We start from the raw sequence: 13,173 nt of genomic DNA on the forward strand, positions 1-13,173 counted from the left end.
ACAGTGCCGGCAGCGACACGGGCAACGGAACAGCCGCGGCCCCCGCCGCCCAGCCCGCGAGCAAGCCGGCGGAGGCGGTCGACCCGCTGTTCCAGGACACCGATATCCTCGATATCGACATTCTCGACGACGACCAGGATCTCCTGGGACTGGAGCAGACACCCGCAATGACCATTAGCCAAAGCGCCCCGACCCTCCCCGCCGACATCTTCCGCGCCTACGACATCCGCGGTGTGGTGGGCGACAGCCTGACCGCAGAAACCGCCTACTGGATCGGCCGCGCCGTCGGTTCGCAGAGCCTGGCGCAGGGCGAGCCCAACGTCATTGTCGGCCGCGACGGCCGCCTGTCCGGCCCCGAGCTGCTGCAGCAACTGGTGCAGGGCCTGCTCGACTGCGGCTGCCAGGTCACCGACGTCGGCATGGTGCCGACCCCGGTGGTGTACTTCGCCGCCAACGTGCTCGAAGGCCGCTCCGCGGTGATGCTCACCGGCAGCCACAACCCGCCGGACTACAACGGCTTCAAGATCGTCATCGCCGGCGACACCCTGGCCAACGAACAGATCCAGGCGCTCAAGGCACGCATCGACAACAACGACCTGGTCAGCGGCGTCGGCAGCGTGCAACAGGTCGACGTGCTGGAGCGCTACTTCAAGACCATCCGCGACGACATCGCCCTGGCCAGGCCGCTCAAGGTGGTGGTCGATTGCGGCAACGGCGCCGCCGGGGTGATCGCCCCGCAACTGATCGAGGCCCTCGGCTGCAGCGTGATCCCGCTGTTCTGCGAAGTCGACGGCACCTTCCCCAACCACCACCCGGACCCGGGCAAGCCGGAGAACCTGGTCGACCTGATCGCCCAGGTCAAGGCGGAGAACGCCGACCTGGGCCTGGCCTTCGACGGCGACGGCGACCGCGTCGGCGTGGTGACCAACGCCGGCACCATCGTCTACCCGGACCGCCTGCTGATGCTGTTCGCCAAGGACGTGGTGTCGCGCAATCCCGGCGCCGACATCATCTTCGACGTCAAATGCACCCGCCGCCTGACCCCGCTGATCAGCGGCTACGGCGGTCGCCCGGTGATGTGGAAGACCGGCCACTCGCTGATCAAGAAGAAGATGAAGGAAACCGGCGCGCTGCTGGCCGGCGAGATGAGCGGGCACATCTTCTTCAAAGAGCGCTGGTACGGCTTCGACGACGGCATCTACAGCGCCGCGCGCCTGTTGGAAATCCTCAGCCTCGACAAGCGCGATGCCGAGTTGGTGTTCAACGCCTTCCCCAGCGACATCGCCACCCCGGAGATCAACATCCAGGTCACCGAGCAGAGCAAGTTCCCGCTGATCGAGCGCCTGCAGCGCGAAGGCCAGTGGGGCGAAGCCAACCTCACCAGCATCGACGGCGTGCGCGTCGACTATCCCAAGGGCTGGGGCCTGATCCGCGCCTCCAACACCACGCCGGTGCTGGTGCTGCGCTTCGAGGCCGATACCCAGGAAGAGTTGGAGCGCATCCAGGATGTGTTCCGCGGCCAACTGCACAAGGTCGCCCCCGACCTGCAACTGCCCTTTTGATCGATTTGTTCCAGGAGCCCCCCATGACCCTCGAGCGTGACGCCGCCGCCCAGGTTGCCAAGGTACTGTCCGAAGCCCTGCCCTATATCCGCCGCTTCGTCGGCAAGACCCTGGTGATCAAGTACGGCGGCAACGCCATGGAAAGCGAGGAGCTCAAGCAGGGCTTCGCCCGCGACATCGTGCTGATGAAGGCCGTCGGCATCAACCCGGTGGTGGTGCACGGCGGCGGCCCGCAGATCGGCGATCTGCTCAAGCGCCTGTCCATCGAGAGTCATTTCATCGACGGCATGCGCGTTACCGACACCGCCACCATGGACGTGGTGGAGATGGTGCTCGGCGGCCAGGTCAACAAGAGCATCGTCAACCTGATCAACCAGCACGGCGGCAGCGCCATCGGCCTGACCGGCAAGGATGCCGGGCTGATCCGCGCCAAGAAGCTCAAGGTCAGCCGGCAGACGCCGGAAATGACCCAGCCGGAAATCATCGATATCGGCCACGTCGGCGAGGTCACCGGGGTCAACACCGACCTGCTCAACATGCTGGTCAAGGGCGACTTCATCCCGGTGATCGCACCGATTGGCGTCGGCCCGGACGGCGAGTCCTACAACATCAACGCCGACCTGGTGGCCGGCAAGGTGGCCGAAGCACTCAAGGCCGAGAAGCTGATGCTGCTGACCAATATCGCCGGCCTGATGGACAAGCAGGGCGAAGTGCTCACCGGCCTGACCACCGAGCAGGTCGACGCGCTGATCGCCGACGGCACCATCTACGGCGGCATGCTGCCGAAGATCCGCTGCGCCCTGGAAGCGGTGCAGGGCGGCGTGCACAGCGCGCACATCGTCGACGGCCGGGTGCCCAACGCGGTGCTGCTGGAGATCTTCACCGACAGCGGCGTCGGCACCCTGATCACCAACCGCAAGCGCCATTGAAAAGCGGCCGTTAGCGGCCTGCCGATGACCCTCTCCCTCCGGGGGGGAGGGTGCCCGCGGCCGTACCGCCCAACCGGCGTACTCACAAAGCCGGTGCGCGCGCCCCTACAGGCTAACGCCGGCCATCGAGCCGGTTTATCACCGGCCATCCGTGTGGCGACTCGAACTTGCCGCAAGTCCGCGCAAGAGCGACGCTCGCCAGGCAACCCTCGTAACGGAGCGCCCATGAGCAGCCGGCCCGAACCCAGCCAGTTCAGCTTCTTCCACCCCCTGCGCGTGCGTTGGGCCGAGGTCGATCCGCAGAGCATCGTCTTCAACGGCCACTACCTGACCTACGCCGACGTCGCCATCACCGAATATTTCCGCGCCCTCGGCGTGGCCTACCCGGCCGATCTGGCGCAAGGCGGCGGCGATTTCTTCGCCATCCGCACCCTGCTCGAATACCACGCCCCGGCGCGCTTCGACGAGCAGCTGCAGATCGGCATCCGCGCCGCCCGCCTCGGCCGCTCCAGCCTGACCTTCGCCCTCGGCATCTGGCGCGACGGCGAGCTGCTCACCAGCGGCGAGATCGTCTACGTGCATGCCGATGGTGCCACGCGCAGCAGCGCGCCGCTGCCGGGTTGGCTGCGGGAGAAGATTCTGGGCTTCGAGAGGACGGCGCCGCAGAGCTGAGGCGCCAGCGCTTAGGGCTTGGCCTTAGGCGCGCCGAACAGCTCGGCCAGCCGGGCACGGTCGGCAGCGAAATCGGCCTCGGCCTTCTTGCGCGCCTCCTGGTAGCGGGCGATATCGCGCAGCAGGCGCTGCTGTTCGTCCTTGAGATTGTTGATCTGCACCAACAGGTGCTCCGGCACCGCCCGTCCGGCACGTTCGTGGTCGGCGGCCTGGCTCTGCAGGTTGGCCTGCTGGGTACGCACCGACTGCAGGTTGCCGCGCGCCACGCTGGTCACCCCGTCCAGCTCGGCGAGCTTACGCTCGCGGGCCCGGTCGACGTCGTCCAGGTTGGTGTACAGCCGCAGCAACTGCGCATCGCTGCTGGCACGCGCCTTGTCCGCCTGCATCCGGGCGAACTCCTCGGCCGTCGGCGCCGGCGGGATCACCCGCAGCACCCGGCCCTGGTCGTTGAGCACCTCGTAGCCCTTGGCGATGAACTCCGGTGGCACGCCCTGGCGGCTGAGCACCGTCACGCCCTTGTCGTCGACGTAGCGATACAGCTCGGCGGCCACCCCCGACAACGGCAGTAGCAAGCTGAGCAGCAGCGTACAGCGGGTCAGGAGCGGCTTGGGCATAAGAGGCAGATACCTTGTGCTGGACTAGATTCCGTACTCGGCGCGATAGGCTTGCACAGCCGGCAGATACTGCTTCAGTTCAGCATCCCCCGCCAGATATTCCAACACCTGCTCGAGTGACACGATGCTCACTACCGGCATGCCGAAGTCGCGCTCGACTTCCTGAATGGCGGACAGCTCGCCCTGGCCGCGCTCCTGGCGGTTCAGCGCGATCAGCGTGCCGGCGGCCTGGGCGCCCTGGCCCTGGATGATCTGCATCACCTCGCGGATCGCGGTGCCGGCGGTGATCACGTCGTCGACGATCAGCACCCGGCCCTTGAGCGGCGCGCCGACCAGGGTGCCGCCCTCGCCGTGGTCCTTGGCTTCCTTGCGGTTGAAGCACCAGGGCAGGTCGCGGCCGTGGTGCTCGGCCAGCGCCACCGCGGTGGTCGCCGCCAGCGGGATGCCCTTGTAGGCCGGACCGAACAGCACGTCGAAGTCGATGCTGCTGTCGACGATGGCCGCGGCGTAGAAACGCCCCAGCTGGGCCAGCGCCAGGCCGCTGTCGAACAGCCCGGCGTTGAAGAAATAGGGGCTGGTGCGCCCGGACTTGAGGGTGAACTGACCGAAACGCAGCACCCCGCGTTCGATGGCAAAACGGATGAAATCGCGCTGGTACGCTTGCATGAAAAAGCCCCGGGCGGCACGGATTTAGCTAATTGAGATGAGCTCGGGTATCATACACGCACGTGTTTTTGGGGGCCATTTATGCGGATCATCAGTGTGAACGTGAATGGTATTCAGGCTGCGGCCGAGCGAGGATTGCTCAGCTGGCTGCAAGCCCAGAATGCCGACGTGATCTGCCTGCAGGATACCCGTGCCTCCGCCTTTGAAATGGACGACCAAGCCTTCCAGCTGGATGGTTATTTCCTCTATGCATGCGATGGTGAAGTGCCTAGCCAAGGTGGCGTGGCACTCTATTCGCGGTTGCAACCCAAGGCGGTGATCAGCGGCCTCGGCTTTGAAATGGCCGACCGTTATGGGCGCTACCTGCAGGCCGATTTCGACAAGGTAAGTATCGCTACCCTGCTGCTGCCATCGGGGCGGGACGGCGACGAGAGCTTGAACCAGAAGTTCAAGTTCATGGACGACTTCACCCATTATCTGGACAAGCAACGGCGCAAGCGTCGCGAGTACATCTACTGCGGCTCGCTGCACGTGGCGCACCAGAAGCTGGACGTGAAGAACTGGCGCGACTGTCAGCAGTCGCCGGGCTTCCTCGCGCCCGAGCGCGCCTGGCTGGATGAGGTGATCGGCAGCATGGGCTATGTCGACGCCCTGCGCGAAGTCAGCCGCGAAGGCGACCAGTTCAGCTGGTGGCCGGACAGCGAGCAGGCGGAAATGCTCAACCTGGGCTACCGCTTCGACTACCAGCTGCTCACCCCGGGCATGCGCCGCAGCGTGCGCACCGCGCGCCTGCCGCGCCAGCCGCGCTTCTCCCAGCATGCGCCGCTGATCGTCGACTACGACTGGATTCTCAGCGTCTGATCGACAGGTAGAAAAAAGCCGGCATCGCGCCGGCTTTTTTATTGCGCGCCCGTGGCTACTTCAGCAGGCGCCAGGCGAAGGGATAGCGGTAAGCCTGGCCTTCGTTGGCCTTGATCCCGGCGATGATGGTCAGCACCAGCGCGGCGATGCCCAGCAGCACCAGCAGCGGGAAACCGATCACCACCACCATCAGGATGAAGCAGACCACCGCCGCCAGCGCCACGCTGATCTGGAAGTTCAGCGCCTCCTTGCCCTGGGCGTCGACGAAGGGATCGAGGTCCTTCTTGATCTGCCAGACGATCAGCGGGCCGAGCAGGTTGCCGAAGGGGAACACCAGGCCGAGAAAGGCGGCGAAGTGGCAGAACATCGCCCATTGACGGGCTTCCTGGCTAGGCGTCGGAATCGGGGTTTGCGCGTCGTCGCTCATAGTGGTGCTCCTTGCTCGGGGAAAAGGTCAGTCGACCAGGGCCGCCTGCTGCAGTTCGAACAGCTCGTTCATGCCCTTCTGCGCCAGGGCCAGCATGGCGTTGAACTCGTGCGGCTGGAACGGCGCTCCTTCGGCGGTGCCCTGCACCTCGATGAAGCCGCCGGCATTGGTCATCACCACGTTGAGGTCGGTCTCGGCGGCGGAGTCTTCCAGGTAGTCCAGATCGAGCACCGGCTCGCCCTGGTAGATGCCCACCGACACCGCGGCGATCATCTGCTTGAGCGGCTCGCCCTTGAGTGCGCCGCGCTTCTTCAGCACCTTCAGCGCGTCGATCAGGGCGACCATGGCGCCGGTGATCGAGGCGGTGCGGGTGCCGCCGTCGGCCTGGATCACGTCGCAGTCGACGTACAGGGTGTTCTCGCCCAGCTTGCTCATGTCCAGCGCGGCGCGCAGCGAACGGCCGATCAGCCGTTGGATCTCCAGGGTGCGCCCGCCCTGCTTGCCGCGGCTGGCTTCGCGCTGGTTACGCTCGCCGGTGGCGCGCGGCAGCATGCCGTACTCGGCGGTCAGCCAGCCCTGGCCCTGGCCCTTGAGGAAACGCGGCACGCCGGACTCGACGCTGACCGTGCAGATCACCTTGGTGTCGCCGAATTCCACCAGTACCGAACCCTCGGCGTGCTTGGTGTAGTTGCGGGTGATGCGAATCGAGCGCAACTGATCGGCGGCGCGGCCACTGGGACGTTTCATCGGGACAATACCTACTTCTTGAGTGAAATCTGCCCGCATTATAGGGGCCCGGCGGCACAGGCGACATGCCGAATTGGGTAGCGCCGACGCACTGCGCTACAATCGCCCGCCTTTCGAGCCGACTTTCCGAGAGGTACCCCATGGTTCACAGCATGACGGCCTTCGCCCGCTGCGAGCAGGCAACCGCGCACGGCACCCTGAGCTGGGAGCTGCGCTCGGTCAACCACCGTTACCTGGAACCGCACCTGCGCCTGCCGGACGCCTTCCGCGACCTCGAAGGCGCGGTGCGCGAAGCCCTGCGCCAGGGCCTGTCGCGCGGCAAGGTGGAATGCACCCTGCGCTTCGCCGAGGACAATGCCGGCAAGCCGCTGCAGGTCGACGGCGAGCGCGCCCGTCAACTGATCGCCGCCGCCGAGCAGGTGGCCGCGCTGATCCAGCAACCGGCGCCGCTCAACCCGCTGGAAGTGCTGGGCTGGCCCGGCGTGCTGGTGGCCGACGCCGCCGACCCGCAGGCGCTGAATGCCGCCGCCCTGGCGCTGTTCGACCAGGCGCTGGGCGAGCTCAAGGCCAGCCGCGCCCGCGAAGGCGCCGAGCTGGCCAAGCTGCTGGGTGAGCGCCTGGACGCCATCCTCGCCGAGGTCGCCGCACTGCGCGAACTGGTGCCGCAGATGCTCGCCGCTCAGCGCGCCAAGATCGAGACCCGTTTCGCCGAACTGCAGGCCGAACTCGACCCGCAGCGCCTGGAGCAGGAGCTGGTGCTGCTGGCGCAGAAGAGCGACGTCGCCGAGGAACTGGATCGCCTGAGCACCCACGTCAGTGAGGTGCGCCGGGTGCTCAAGGCCGGCGGCGCCGCCGGCCGGCGACTGGATTTCCTCATGCAGGAACTCAACCGCGAGGCCAACACCCTCGGTTCCAAGGCCTTCGATACGCGCAGCACCCAGGCCGCGGTCAATTTGAAAGTCCTGATCGAGCAGATGCGCGAACAGGTACAGAACATCGAGTAAGCCGCTGCTAGGCTTCGCATAACGTTTTCCGGGAAGCATCCATGACCGTCACCACCGGCATTCTCTATATCGTTTCCGCGCCCTCCGGCGCCGGCAAGACCAGCCTGGTCAAGGCGCTGATCGACAGCGAGGCGCAGATTCGCGTGTCGGTGTCGCACACCACCCGCGCCATGCGTCCGGGCGAGGTGGACGGGGTCAACTACCACTTCGTCGACCACGCCCAGTTCAACGCCATGCTCGAGCGCAGCGAGTTCCTCGAGCATGCCCAGGTCTTCGACAACCTCTACGGCACCTCGCAGCGCTGGGTCGAGCAGACCCTGGCCGCGGGCTTCGACCTGATCCTGGAAATCGACTGGCAGGGCGCGCAGCAGGTGCGCCGGCTGATGCCGCAGTCGAAATCCATCTTCATCCTGCCGCCGACCCAGGAAGCGCTGCGCCACCGCCTGACCAACCGCGGCCAGGACAGCGGCGAGATCATCGAGCGGCGCATGCGCGAGGCGGTCAGCGAGATGAGCCACTACGTCGAGTACGACTACCTGGTGATCAACGACGATTTCGCCCACGCCCTGAGCGACCTCAAGGCGATTTTCCGCAGCAACCAGTTGCGCCAGGAAACTCAGCAGCAGCGCCACGCCGGTCTGCTCAGCGAGTTGCTGGCCTGACCCGGCGCGCGCCGCCTGACGGTGGCGCCGCAGAAAATCAGCGCTTCCATTGTCGCTGGTGATTTTTTAGACTATTCAGTCCGCTCGCCCGCTCGGGCCAAGCCTATCCGCACAAGTTACGAGGAACACCATGGCTCGCGTTACCGTCGAAGATTGCCTGGACAACGTTGATAACCGCTTCGAACTGGTCATGCTCGCGACCAAGCGTTCGCGCCAGCTGGCCACCGGCGGCAAAGAGCCGAAAGTGGCCTGGGAAAACGACAAGCCCACCGTCGTCGCCCTGCGCGAAATCGCCGCCGGCCTGGTGGACTACGAAGTGGTCGCCCAGGAAGACATCGTCGAAGAAGAACCGCTGTTCGCCGCCTTCGAGGAAGAGGCCAACGAGCCTCTGTAAGCCGATGAAGCCGGGTCGAAGTCGCACGGCGCAGAGCCACGGCTGCCAACGGGGGAACCTCCCATGGCTGGCATAGACGCTCTCGCCGACCGACTTTCGGCCTACCTCGGCCACGACCAGGTCAACCTGGTCCGCCGCGCCTACTTCTACGCCGAACAGGCGCACGATGGCCAGCGCCGCCGCAGCGGCGAAGCCTACGTGACCCACCCGCTGGCCGTGGCCAGCATCCTCGCCGACATGCACATGGACCATCAGAGCCTGATGGCCGCCATGCTGCACGACGTCATCGAAGACACCGGCATCGCCAAGGAAGCGCTCAACGCGCAGTTCGGCGAGACCGTGGCCGAACTGGTCGACGGGGTCAGCAAGCTGACCCAGATGAACTTCGAGACCAAGGCCGAGGCGCAGGCCGAGAACTTCCAGAAGATGGCCATGGCCATGGCCCGCGACATCCGCGTGATCCTGGTCAAGCTCGCCGACCGCCTGCACAACATGCGCACCCTCGATGCCATGCCGCACGAGAAGAGCCGACGTATCGCCAAGGAAACCCTGGAAATCTACGCGCCCATCGCCAACCGCCTGGGCATGCATGCCATGCGCGTGGAGTTCGAGGATCTGGGCTTCAAGGCCATGCACCCGATGCGCTCCGAGCGCATCCGCGCCGCCGTGCGCCGCGCTCGGGGCAACCGCAAAGAAATCGTCAACAAGATCGAGGAGTCGATCAAGGCCTGCCTGCAGCGCGAAGGCATGGAGGGCGAGGTGCTCGGCCGCGAGAAGCACCTCTACAGCATCTACCAGAAGATGCGCGGCAAGCGCCGGGCGTTCAACGAGATCATGGACGTCTACGCCTTCCGCATCATCGTCGACAAGGTCGACACCTGCTACCGCGTGCTCGGCGCCGTGCACAACCTGTACAAACCCCTGCCCGGCCGCTTCAAGGACTACATCGCGATTCCCAAGGCCAACGGCTACCAGTCGCTGCACACCACGCTGTTCGGCATGCACGGCGTGCCCATCGAGATCCAGATCCGCACCCGCGAGATGGAGGAGATGGCCAACAACGGCATCGCCGCGCACTGGCTGTACAAGTCCAACGAGGACGAAACGCCCAAGGGCAACCACGCCCGGGCACGGCAGTGGGTCAAGGGCGTGCTGGAGCTGCAGCAGCGCGCCGGCAACTCGCTGGAATTTATCGAGAGCGTGAAGATCGACCTGTTCCCCGACGAGGTCTACGTGTTCACGCCCAAGGGCCGCATCATGGAGCTGCCGAAAGGCTCCACCGCGGTCGACTTCGCCTACGCGGTGCACACCGACGTCGGCAACACCTGCATCGCCTGCCGCATCAACCGCCGCCTGGCGCCGCTGTCGCAGGCGCTGGAGAGCGGCTCGACGGTGGAAATCGTCACCGCACCGGGCGCGCGGCCCAACCCGGCCTGGCTCAACTTCGTGGTCACCGGCAAGGCACGCACCCATATCCGCCACGCCCTCAAGCAGCAGCGCCGCTCGGAATCCATCAGCCTCGGCGAGCGCCTGCTGAACAAGGTGCTGGCCAGCTTCGACACGCACCTGGAGAAGATCGCCCCCGAGCGGGTGCAGGCCGTGCTCGGCGAATACCGCCAGGACGTCATCGAGGACCTGCTGGAAGACATCGGCCTGGGCAACCGCATGGCCTACGTGGTGGCCCGCCGCCTGCTGGCCGAAAGTGGCGACGAGACCCTGCCGAGCAGCGAGGGGCCGCTGGCCATTCGCGGCACCGAGGGCCTGGTGCTGAGCTACGCCAAATGCTGCACACCTATCCCAGGCGACCCCATCGTCGGCCACCTGTCGGCCGGCAAGGGCATGGTGGTGCACATGGAAAGCTGCCGCAACATCGTCGATATCCGCCACAACCCGGAGAAATGCATCCAGCTCAACTGGGCCAAGGATGTCACCGGCGAGTTCAACGTCGAACTGCGCGTCGAGCTGGAGCACCAGCGCGGCCTGATCGCCCTGTTGGCCAGCAGCGTCAATGCCGCTGACGGCAACATCGAGAAGATCAGCATGGACGAACGCGACGGCCGCATCAGCGTGGTGCAACTGGTGGTCAGCGTGCATGACCGCGTGCACCTGGCCCGGGTGATCAAGAAGCTGCGCGCGATCAAGGGCGTAATGCGTATCACCCGGGTGCGCGCCTAGCGCCAGCGACAAATTTCAAGCTGCAAGCGACAAGCACCAGCCGGTTTCTTGAGCCTGCCATTTGCAGCCTGTAGCCTGACAGCCGCCTTTACTTGCAGCTCGAGGCCCATGGCTTGAAGCTGCCTTTTCCAAGGAGCGATTCATGAGCAAGACCGTCATCACCAGCGACAAGGCCCCGGCCGCCATCGGCACCTACTCCCAGGCGATCAAGGCCGGCAACACCCTCTACATGTCTGGACAGATCCCGCTGGACCCGGTCAGCATGGAGCTGGTCGAAGGCTTCGAGGCGCAGACCGTGCAGGTGTTCGAGAACCTCAAGGCGGTGGCCGAAGCCGCCGGCGGCTCGTTCAAGGACATCGTCAAGCTGAACATCTTCCTCACCGACCTCTCCCACTTCGCCAAGGTCAACGAAGTCATGGGCCGCTACTTCGAGCAGCCCTACCCGGCCCGCGCCGCCATCGGCGTGGCCGCCCTGCCGCGCGGCGCGCAGGTGGAAATGGACGCTATTCTGGTTCTCGAGTAAGTCCTGCGGCGGGGCCCGCTGCCCCGCCCTCTCTTCCCGCCCGGCATGGAGACCGCCATGCGCCTGCTTTCCCTGCTGCTGTGCAGCGCCCTGCTGGTCGGCTGCGCCGGCACCCCGAGCAACGACCCGAGCGGCACCTGGATCAACCAGGCGGCCATCGACGCCGCGCGCGAAAGCGGCCGCCTGCGCGAAGCGCTGCTGGCCTACGGGCCGAACCTGGAATGGCAGATCGACCCCGAGCGCCAGCAGGCCAGCTACAGCAACGGTTTCGAACTGGCCGAAGGGCGCCTGCAGGCGGCCGGCGACGGGCGCTGGCAGGTGACCTTCTACGGCGACTACCAGGAGCAGCTGAGCCTGCAGGGCGGCCAGCTGACCCAGGTGGCCAGCGGCTACTGGCCGGAGCAGCGCTTCGCCCGCAGTACCGGCCAGAGCAACGGCGCGCCGCTGGGCAGCAGCTTCGAGCAGGCGCTGTACCGCGACTACCTCGGCGGCGACTGGCTGATCGCCGAGGGCCTGGGCCAGGGCGGCCTGGTGCGTTTCGCCGCCGACGGCCAGGTCCAGGGCCTGCCCGGCGCCGAACGCTTCGCCCTGTGCCTGGCCGGCGACTGCGCGGCCATGAGCGGCGAACACGACAGCCTGTGGCTGCAGGCGGGCGACCAGGGCAGCCCCTGGCTGTTCGTCCACGAGGGCGACCAGCTGCGCATCTTCGAGGCGCACAACCGCGCCCAGTTCGACGAGATGCCCGAGTACCAGCCCGGCCCGCAGCGCTGGCTGCTCAAGCGGCGCTGAGCGGCGTCGCGGCGATCGCCGGCAAGCTGGCTGCTACGTAGCGCCCGGATGCGATCCGGGACTGTGGCGGCAGGCGATTGCCGGATTGCATCCGCACCAGCCGCCCCCCTTCAGCCCAAAGCGCCCAGCAACAGCCAGCTCCCCAGCGCCAGCAGCAGCGCCCCGCAGCCGCGGTCCAGCCAGCGTACCCGGCGCTGCAGCCAGCCCCGCCAGCGTCGCCGGCCGAGCAGGCGCACCAGCGCCAGATCCCACAGCCAGACCACCAGGGTCATCCAGGCCATGGCCAGGACCAGCCCCCAGACCGGCATGGCCGCCTCGCGCAGCACGCCGAACAACCCGGCATAGAACAGCGGCAGCTTGGGATTGAGGCTGCTGGCCAACAGCCCTTGGCGCAGCCCGCGCCACCAGCTGCCGGCCGCCGCCTGCTGTCCCGATGGCAGGTTCAGCTCACGCCGCGACAGCAAGGCCTGCAGGCCGATCCAGGCGAAGTAGGCGCCGCCCAGCGCCTGCAGCACGCGCCAGAAGCCACCGCCCTGCCCCGGCAACAGGCCCAGGGCCAGCGACACCAGCAGCATGCTCAGCAGATTGGCCAGGGCGATACCGGCGGCGCAGCCATCGGCCTGACGCCGGCCGTCGCCGAGGGCGGTACGAATCAGCAGCAAGAAGTCCGGCCCCGGCGACAGCAGGGCGGCGAAATGGGTGCTGGCCACCAGCACGAACAAGGCAGACATCGAAAGCGACCTCCGGCGAACAGGGCGATCAGTTTCCCGAGGGCCCTGCGCCGGAGTCTTGGAGAAAACTCAGGTCACCGCGCCGCGCCGGAACTGGCCGGGGGTGACGCCGGTAAAACGCTTGAAGGTCCCGGCAAAATGCGCCTGATCGTAGAAGCCCAAGCTCAGCGCCACCGCCAGCGGCGCCTGCTCGCCCAGCAGCAGGCGTTTGGCTTCGCGCACGCGGCGCTGCAGCAGGTAGGTGTGCGGCGGCACGCCATAGGCGCGGCGAAAGGCTTCGATCAGGTGGCGCGGATGGCGCTGCACCAGCCCGGCCAACTGCTCCAGGCTGACCGCTTCGGCATAGTGCGCCTCCAGGTAGTCGCGCACGAAGGCCGTCACCCCGCCGTCGCGCGGCGCCGGGCGCGCCGCGCGCAG

At 66.6% G+C, this 13,173-nt stretch carries 16 protein-coding genes; 10 read left to right on the forward strand and 6 right to left on the reverse strand.

The window, feature by feature from the left end; all coding sequences use genetic code 11:
• The 3 genes from N878_RS26275 to N878_RS26285 form a co-directional block, all read left to right on the forward strand.
• Positions 1–1,562 (forward strand): phosphomannomutase/phosphoglucomutase (locus tag N878_RS26275; protein WP_021446443.1); only part of this gene is annotated, 1,562 nt, incomplete at its 5' end.
• A 23-nt stretch (positions 1,563–1,585) separates the two neighbouring features.
• Positions 1,586–2,491: an acetylglutamate kinase gene (gene argB / locus N878_RS26280; protein ID WP_021446444.1), complete on the forward strand. Its 906-nt coding sequence runs from the start codon at positions 1,586–1,588 to the stop codon at positions 2,489–2,491.
• Positions 2,492–2,716: 225 nt separating this feature from the next.
• On the forward strand, positions 2,717–3,163 hold the full coding sequence (locus tag N878_RS26285) for a thioesterase family protein (protein ID WP_021446445.1): 447 nt from the start codon (positions 2,717–2,719) through the stop codon (positions 3,161–3,163).
• Between the two features lie 11 nt (positions 3,164–3,174).
• On the opposite strand, the gene N878_RS26290 is transcribed toward N878_RS26285, so the two are convergent.
• Together N878_RS26290 and pyrE are read right to left on the reverse strand one after the other, a co-directional pair.
• Positions 3,175–3,777, reverse strand: coding sequence for a DUF4124 domain-containing protein (locus N878_RS26290; protein WP_021446446.1), 603 nt, complete (start codon positions 3,775–3,777; stop codon positions 3,175–3,177).
• A 24-nt stretch (positions 3,778–3,801) separates the two neighbouring features.
• Complete coding sequence (pyrE, locus tag N878_RS26295) at positions 3,802–4,443, reverse strand: orotate phosphoribosyltransferase (protein ID WP_021446447.1); 642 nt, start codon at positions 4,441–4,443, stop codon at positions 3,802–3,804.
• 81 nt (positions 4,444–4,524) lie between these two features.
• Between pyrE and N878_RS26300 the strand changes: the two genes are divergently transcribed.
• A complete protein-coding gene (locus tag N878_RS26300; RefSeq protein WP_031304344.1) occupies positions 4,525–5,304 on the forward strand; it encodes an exodeoxyribonuclease III in 780 nt (259 codons plus the stop codon).
• A gap of 55 nt (positions 5,305–5,359) precedes the next feature.
• Here the strand turns inward: N878_RS26300 and N878_RS26305 are convergent, their stop codons facing one another.
• Positions 5,360–5,731 (reverse strand): DUF4870 domain-containing protein, encoded by a 372-nt coding sequence (locus tag N878_RS26305; protein ID WP_021446449.1) that lies wholly within the window; start codon positions 5,729–5,731, stop codon positions 5,360–5,362.
• Positions 5,732–5,758: 27 nt separating this feature from the next.
• Positions 5,759–6,478, reverse strand: a complete 720-nt coding sequence (gene rph / locus N878_RS26310) for a ribonuclease PH (protein WP_021446450.1) — start codon at positions 6,476–6,478, stop codon at positions 5,759–5,761.
• Positions 6,479–6,618: 140 nt separating this feature from the next.
• Between rph and N878_RS26315 the strand changes: the two genes are divergently transcribed.
• The 6 genes from N878_RS26315 to N878_RS26340 all read left to right on the forward strand — a co-directional run bounded on the left by N878_RS26315 (position 6,619) and on the right by N878_RS26340 (position 12,025).
• Complete coding sequence (locus N878_RS26315; RefSeq protein WP_021446451.1) at positions 6,619–7,482, forward strand: YicC/YloC family endoribonuclease; 864 nt, start codon at positions 6,619–6,621, stop codon at positions 7,480–7,482.
• Positions 7,483–7,523: 41 nt separating this feature from the next.
• Entirely contained in the window at positions 7,524–8,144 is a 621-nt protein-coding gene (gene gmk, locus N878_RS26320; RefSeq protein ID WP_021446452.1) for a guanylate kinase, read from the forward strand.
• Between the two features lie 130 nt (positions 8,145–8,274).
• Positions 8,275–8,538: a DNA-directed RNA polymerase subunit omega gene (gene rpoZ / locus N878_RS26325; protein ID WP_003242550.1), complete on the forward strand. Its 264-nt coding sequence runs from the start codon at positions 8,275–8,277 to the stop codon at positions 8,536–8,538.
• 63 nt (positions 8,539–8,601) lie between these two features.
• The gene (spoT, locus tag N878_RS26330) at positions 8,602–10,713 is read left to right on the forward strand and encodes a bifunctional GTP diphosphokinase/guanosine-3',5'-bis pyrophosphate 3'-pyrophosphohydrolase (protein ID WP_021446453.1); all 2,112 of its coding nucleotides are present in this window, start codon (positions 8,602–8,604) and stop codon (positions 10,711–10,713) included.
• A 142-nt stretch (positions 10,714–10,855) separates the two neighbouring features.
• Positions 10,856–11,236, forward strand: a complete 381-nt coding sequence (locus N878_RS26335) for a RidA family protein (RefSeq protein ID WP_021446454.1) — start codon at positions 10,856–10,858, stop codon at positions 11,234–11,236.
• A 57-nt stretch (positions 11,237–11,293) separates the two neighbouring features.
• Entirely contained in the window at positions 11,294–12,025 is a 732-nt protein-coding gene (locus tag N878_RS26340; protein ID WP_021446455.1) for a hypothetical protein, read from the forward strand.
• A 110-nt stretch (positions 12,026–12,135) separates the two neighbouring features.
• On the opposite strand, the gene N878_RS26345 is transcribed toward N878_RS26340, so the two are convergent.
• Positions 12,136–12,756, reverse strand: a complete 621-nt coding sequence (locus N878_RS26345) for a LysE family translocator (RefSeq protein ID WP_021446456.1) — start codon at positions 12,754–12,756, stop codon at positions 12,136–12,138.
• A 69-nt stretch (positions 12,757–12,825) separates the two neighbouring features.
• The coding region (locus tag N878_RS26350; RefSeq protein WP_021446457.1) for a helix-turn-helix transcriptional regulator at positions 12,826–13,173 on the reverse strand (348 nt) is incomplete at its 5' end.

This window comes from Pseudomonas sp. EGD-AK9, assembly GCF_000465935.2.
In the GTDB taxonomy this organism is placed as follows: domain Bacteria; phylum Pseudomonadota; class Gammaproteobacteria; order Pseudomonadales; family Pseudomonadaceae; genus Aquipseudomonas.

Coding starts and splice junctions, on each gene's coding strand:
- N878_RS26340 (WP_021446455.1), top strand. CDS start 11,294: ATGCGCCTGCTTTCCCTGCTGCTGTGCAGCGCCCTGCTGGTCGGCTGC.
- N878_RS26305 (WP_021446449.1), bottom strand. CDS start 5,731: ATGAGCGACGACGCGCAAACCCCGATTCCGACGCCTAGCCAGGAAGCC.
- rph (WP_021446450.1), bottom strand. CDS start 6,478: ATGAAACGTCCCAGTGGCCGCGCCGCCGATCAGTTGCGCTCGATTCGC.
- N878_RS26335 (WP_021446454.1), top strand. CDS start 10,856: ATGAGCAAGACCGTCATCACCAGCGACAAGGCCCCGGCCGCCATCGGC.
- spoT (WP_021446453.1), top strand. CDS start 8,602: ATGGCTGGCATAGACGCTCTCGCCGACCGACTTTCGGCCTACCTCGGC.
- N878_RS26285 (WP_021446445.1), top strand. CDS start 2,717: ATGAGCAGCCGGCCCGAACCCAGCCAGTTCAGCTTCTTCCACCCCCTG.
- N878_RS26345 (WP_021446456.1), bottom strand. CDS start 12,756: ATGTCTGCCTTGTTCGTGCTGGTGGCCAGCACCCATTTCGCCGCCCTG.
- gmk (WP_021446452.1), top strand. CDS start 7,524: ATGACCGTCACCACCGGCATTCTCTATATCGTTTCCGCGCCCTCCGGC.
- argB (WP_021446444.1), top strand. CDS start 1,586: ATGACCCTCGAGCGTGACGCCGCCGCCCAGGTTGCCAAGGTACTGTCC.
- N878_RS26300 (WP_031304344.1), top strand. CDS start 4,525: ATGCGGATCATCAGTGTGAACGTGAATGGTATTCAGGCTGCGGCCGAG.
- N878_RS26315 (WP_021446451.1), top strand. CDS start 6,619: ATGGTTCACAGCATGACGGCCTTCGCCCGCTGCGAGCAGGCAACCGCG.
- rpoZ (WP_003242550.1), top strand. CDS start 8,275: ATGGCTCGCGTTACCGTCGAAGATTGCCTGGACAACGTTGATAACCGC.
- N878_RS26290 (WP_021446446.1), bottom strand. CDS start 3,777: ATGCCCAAGCCGCTCCTGACCCGCTGTACGCTGCTGCTCAGCTTGCTA.
- pyrE (WP_021446447.1), bottom strand. CDS start 4,443: ATGCAAGCGTACCAGCGCGATTTCATCCGTTTTGCCATCGAACGCGGG.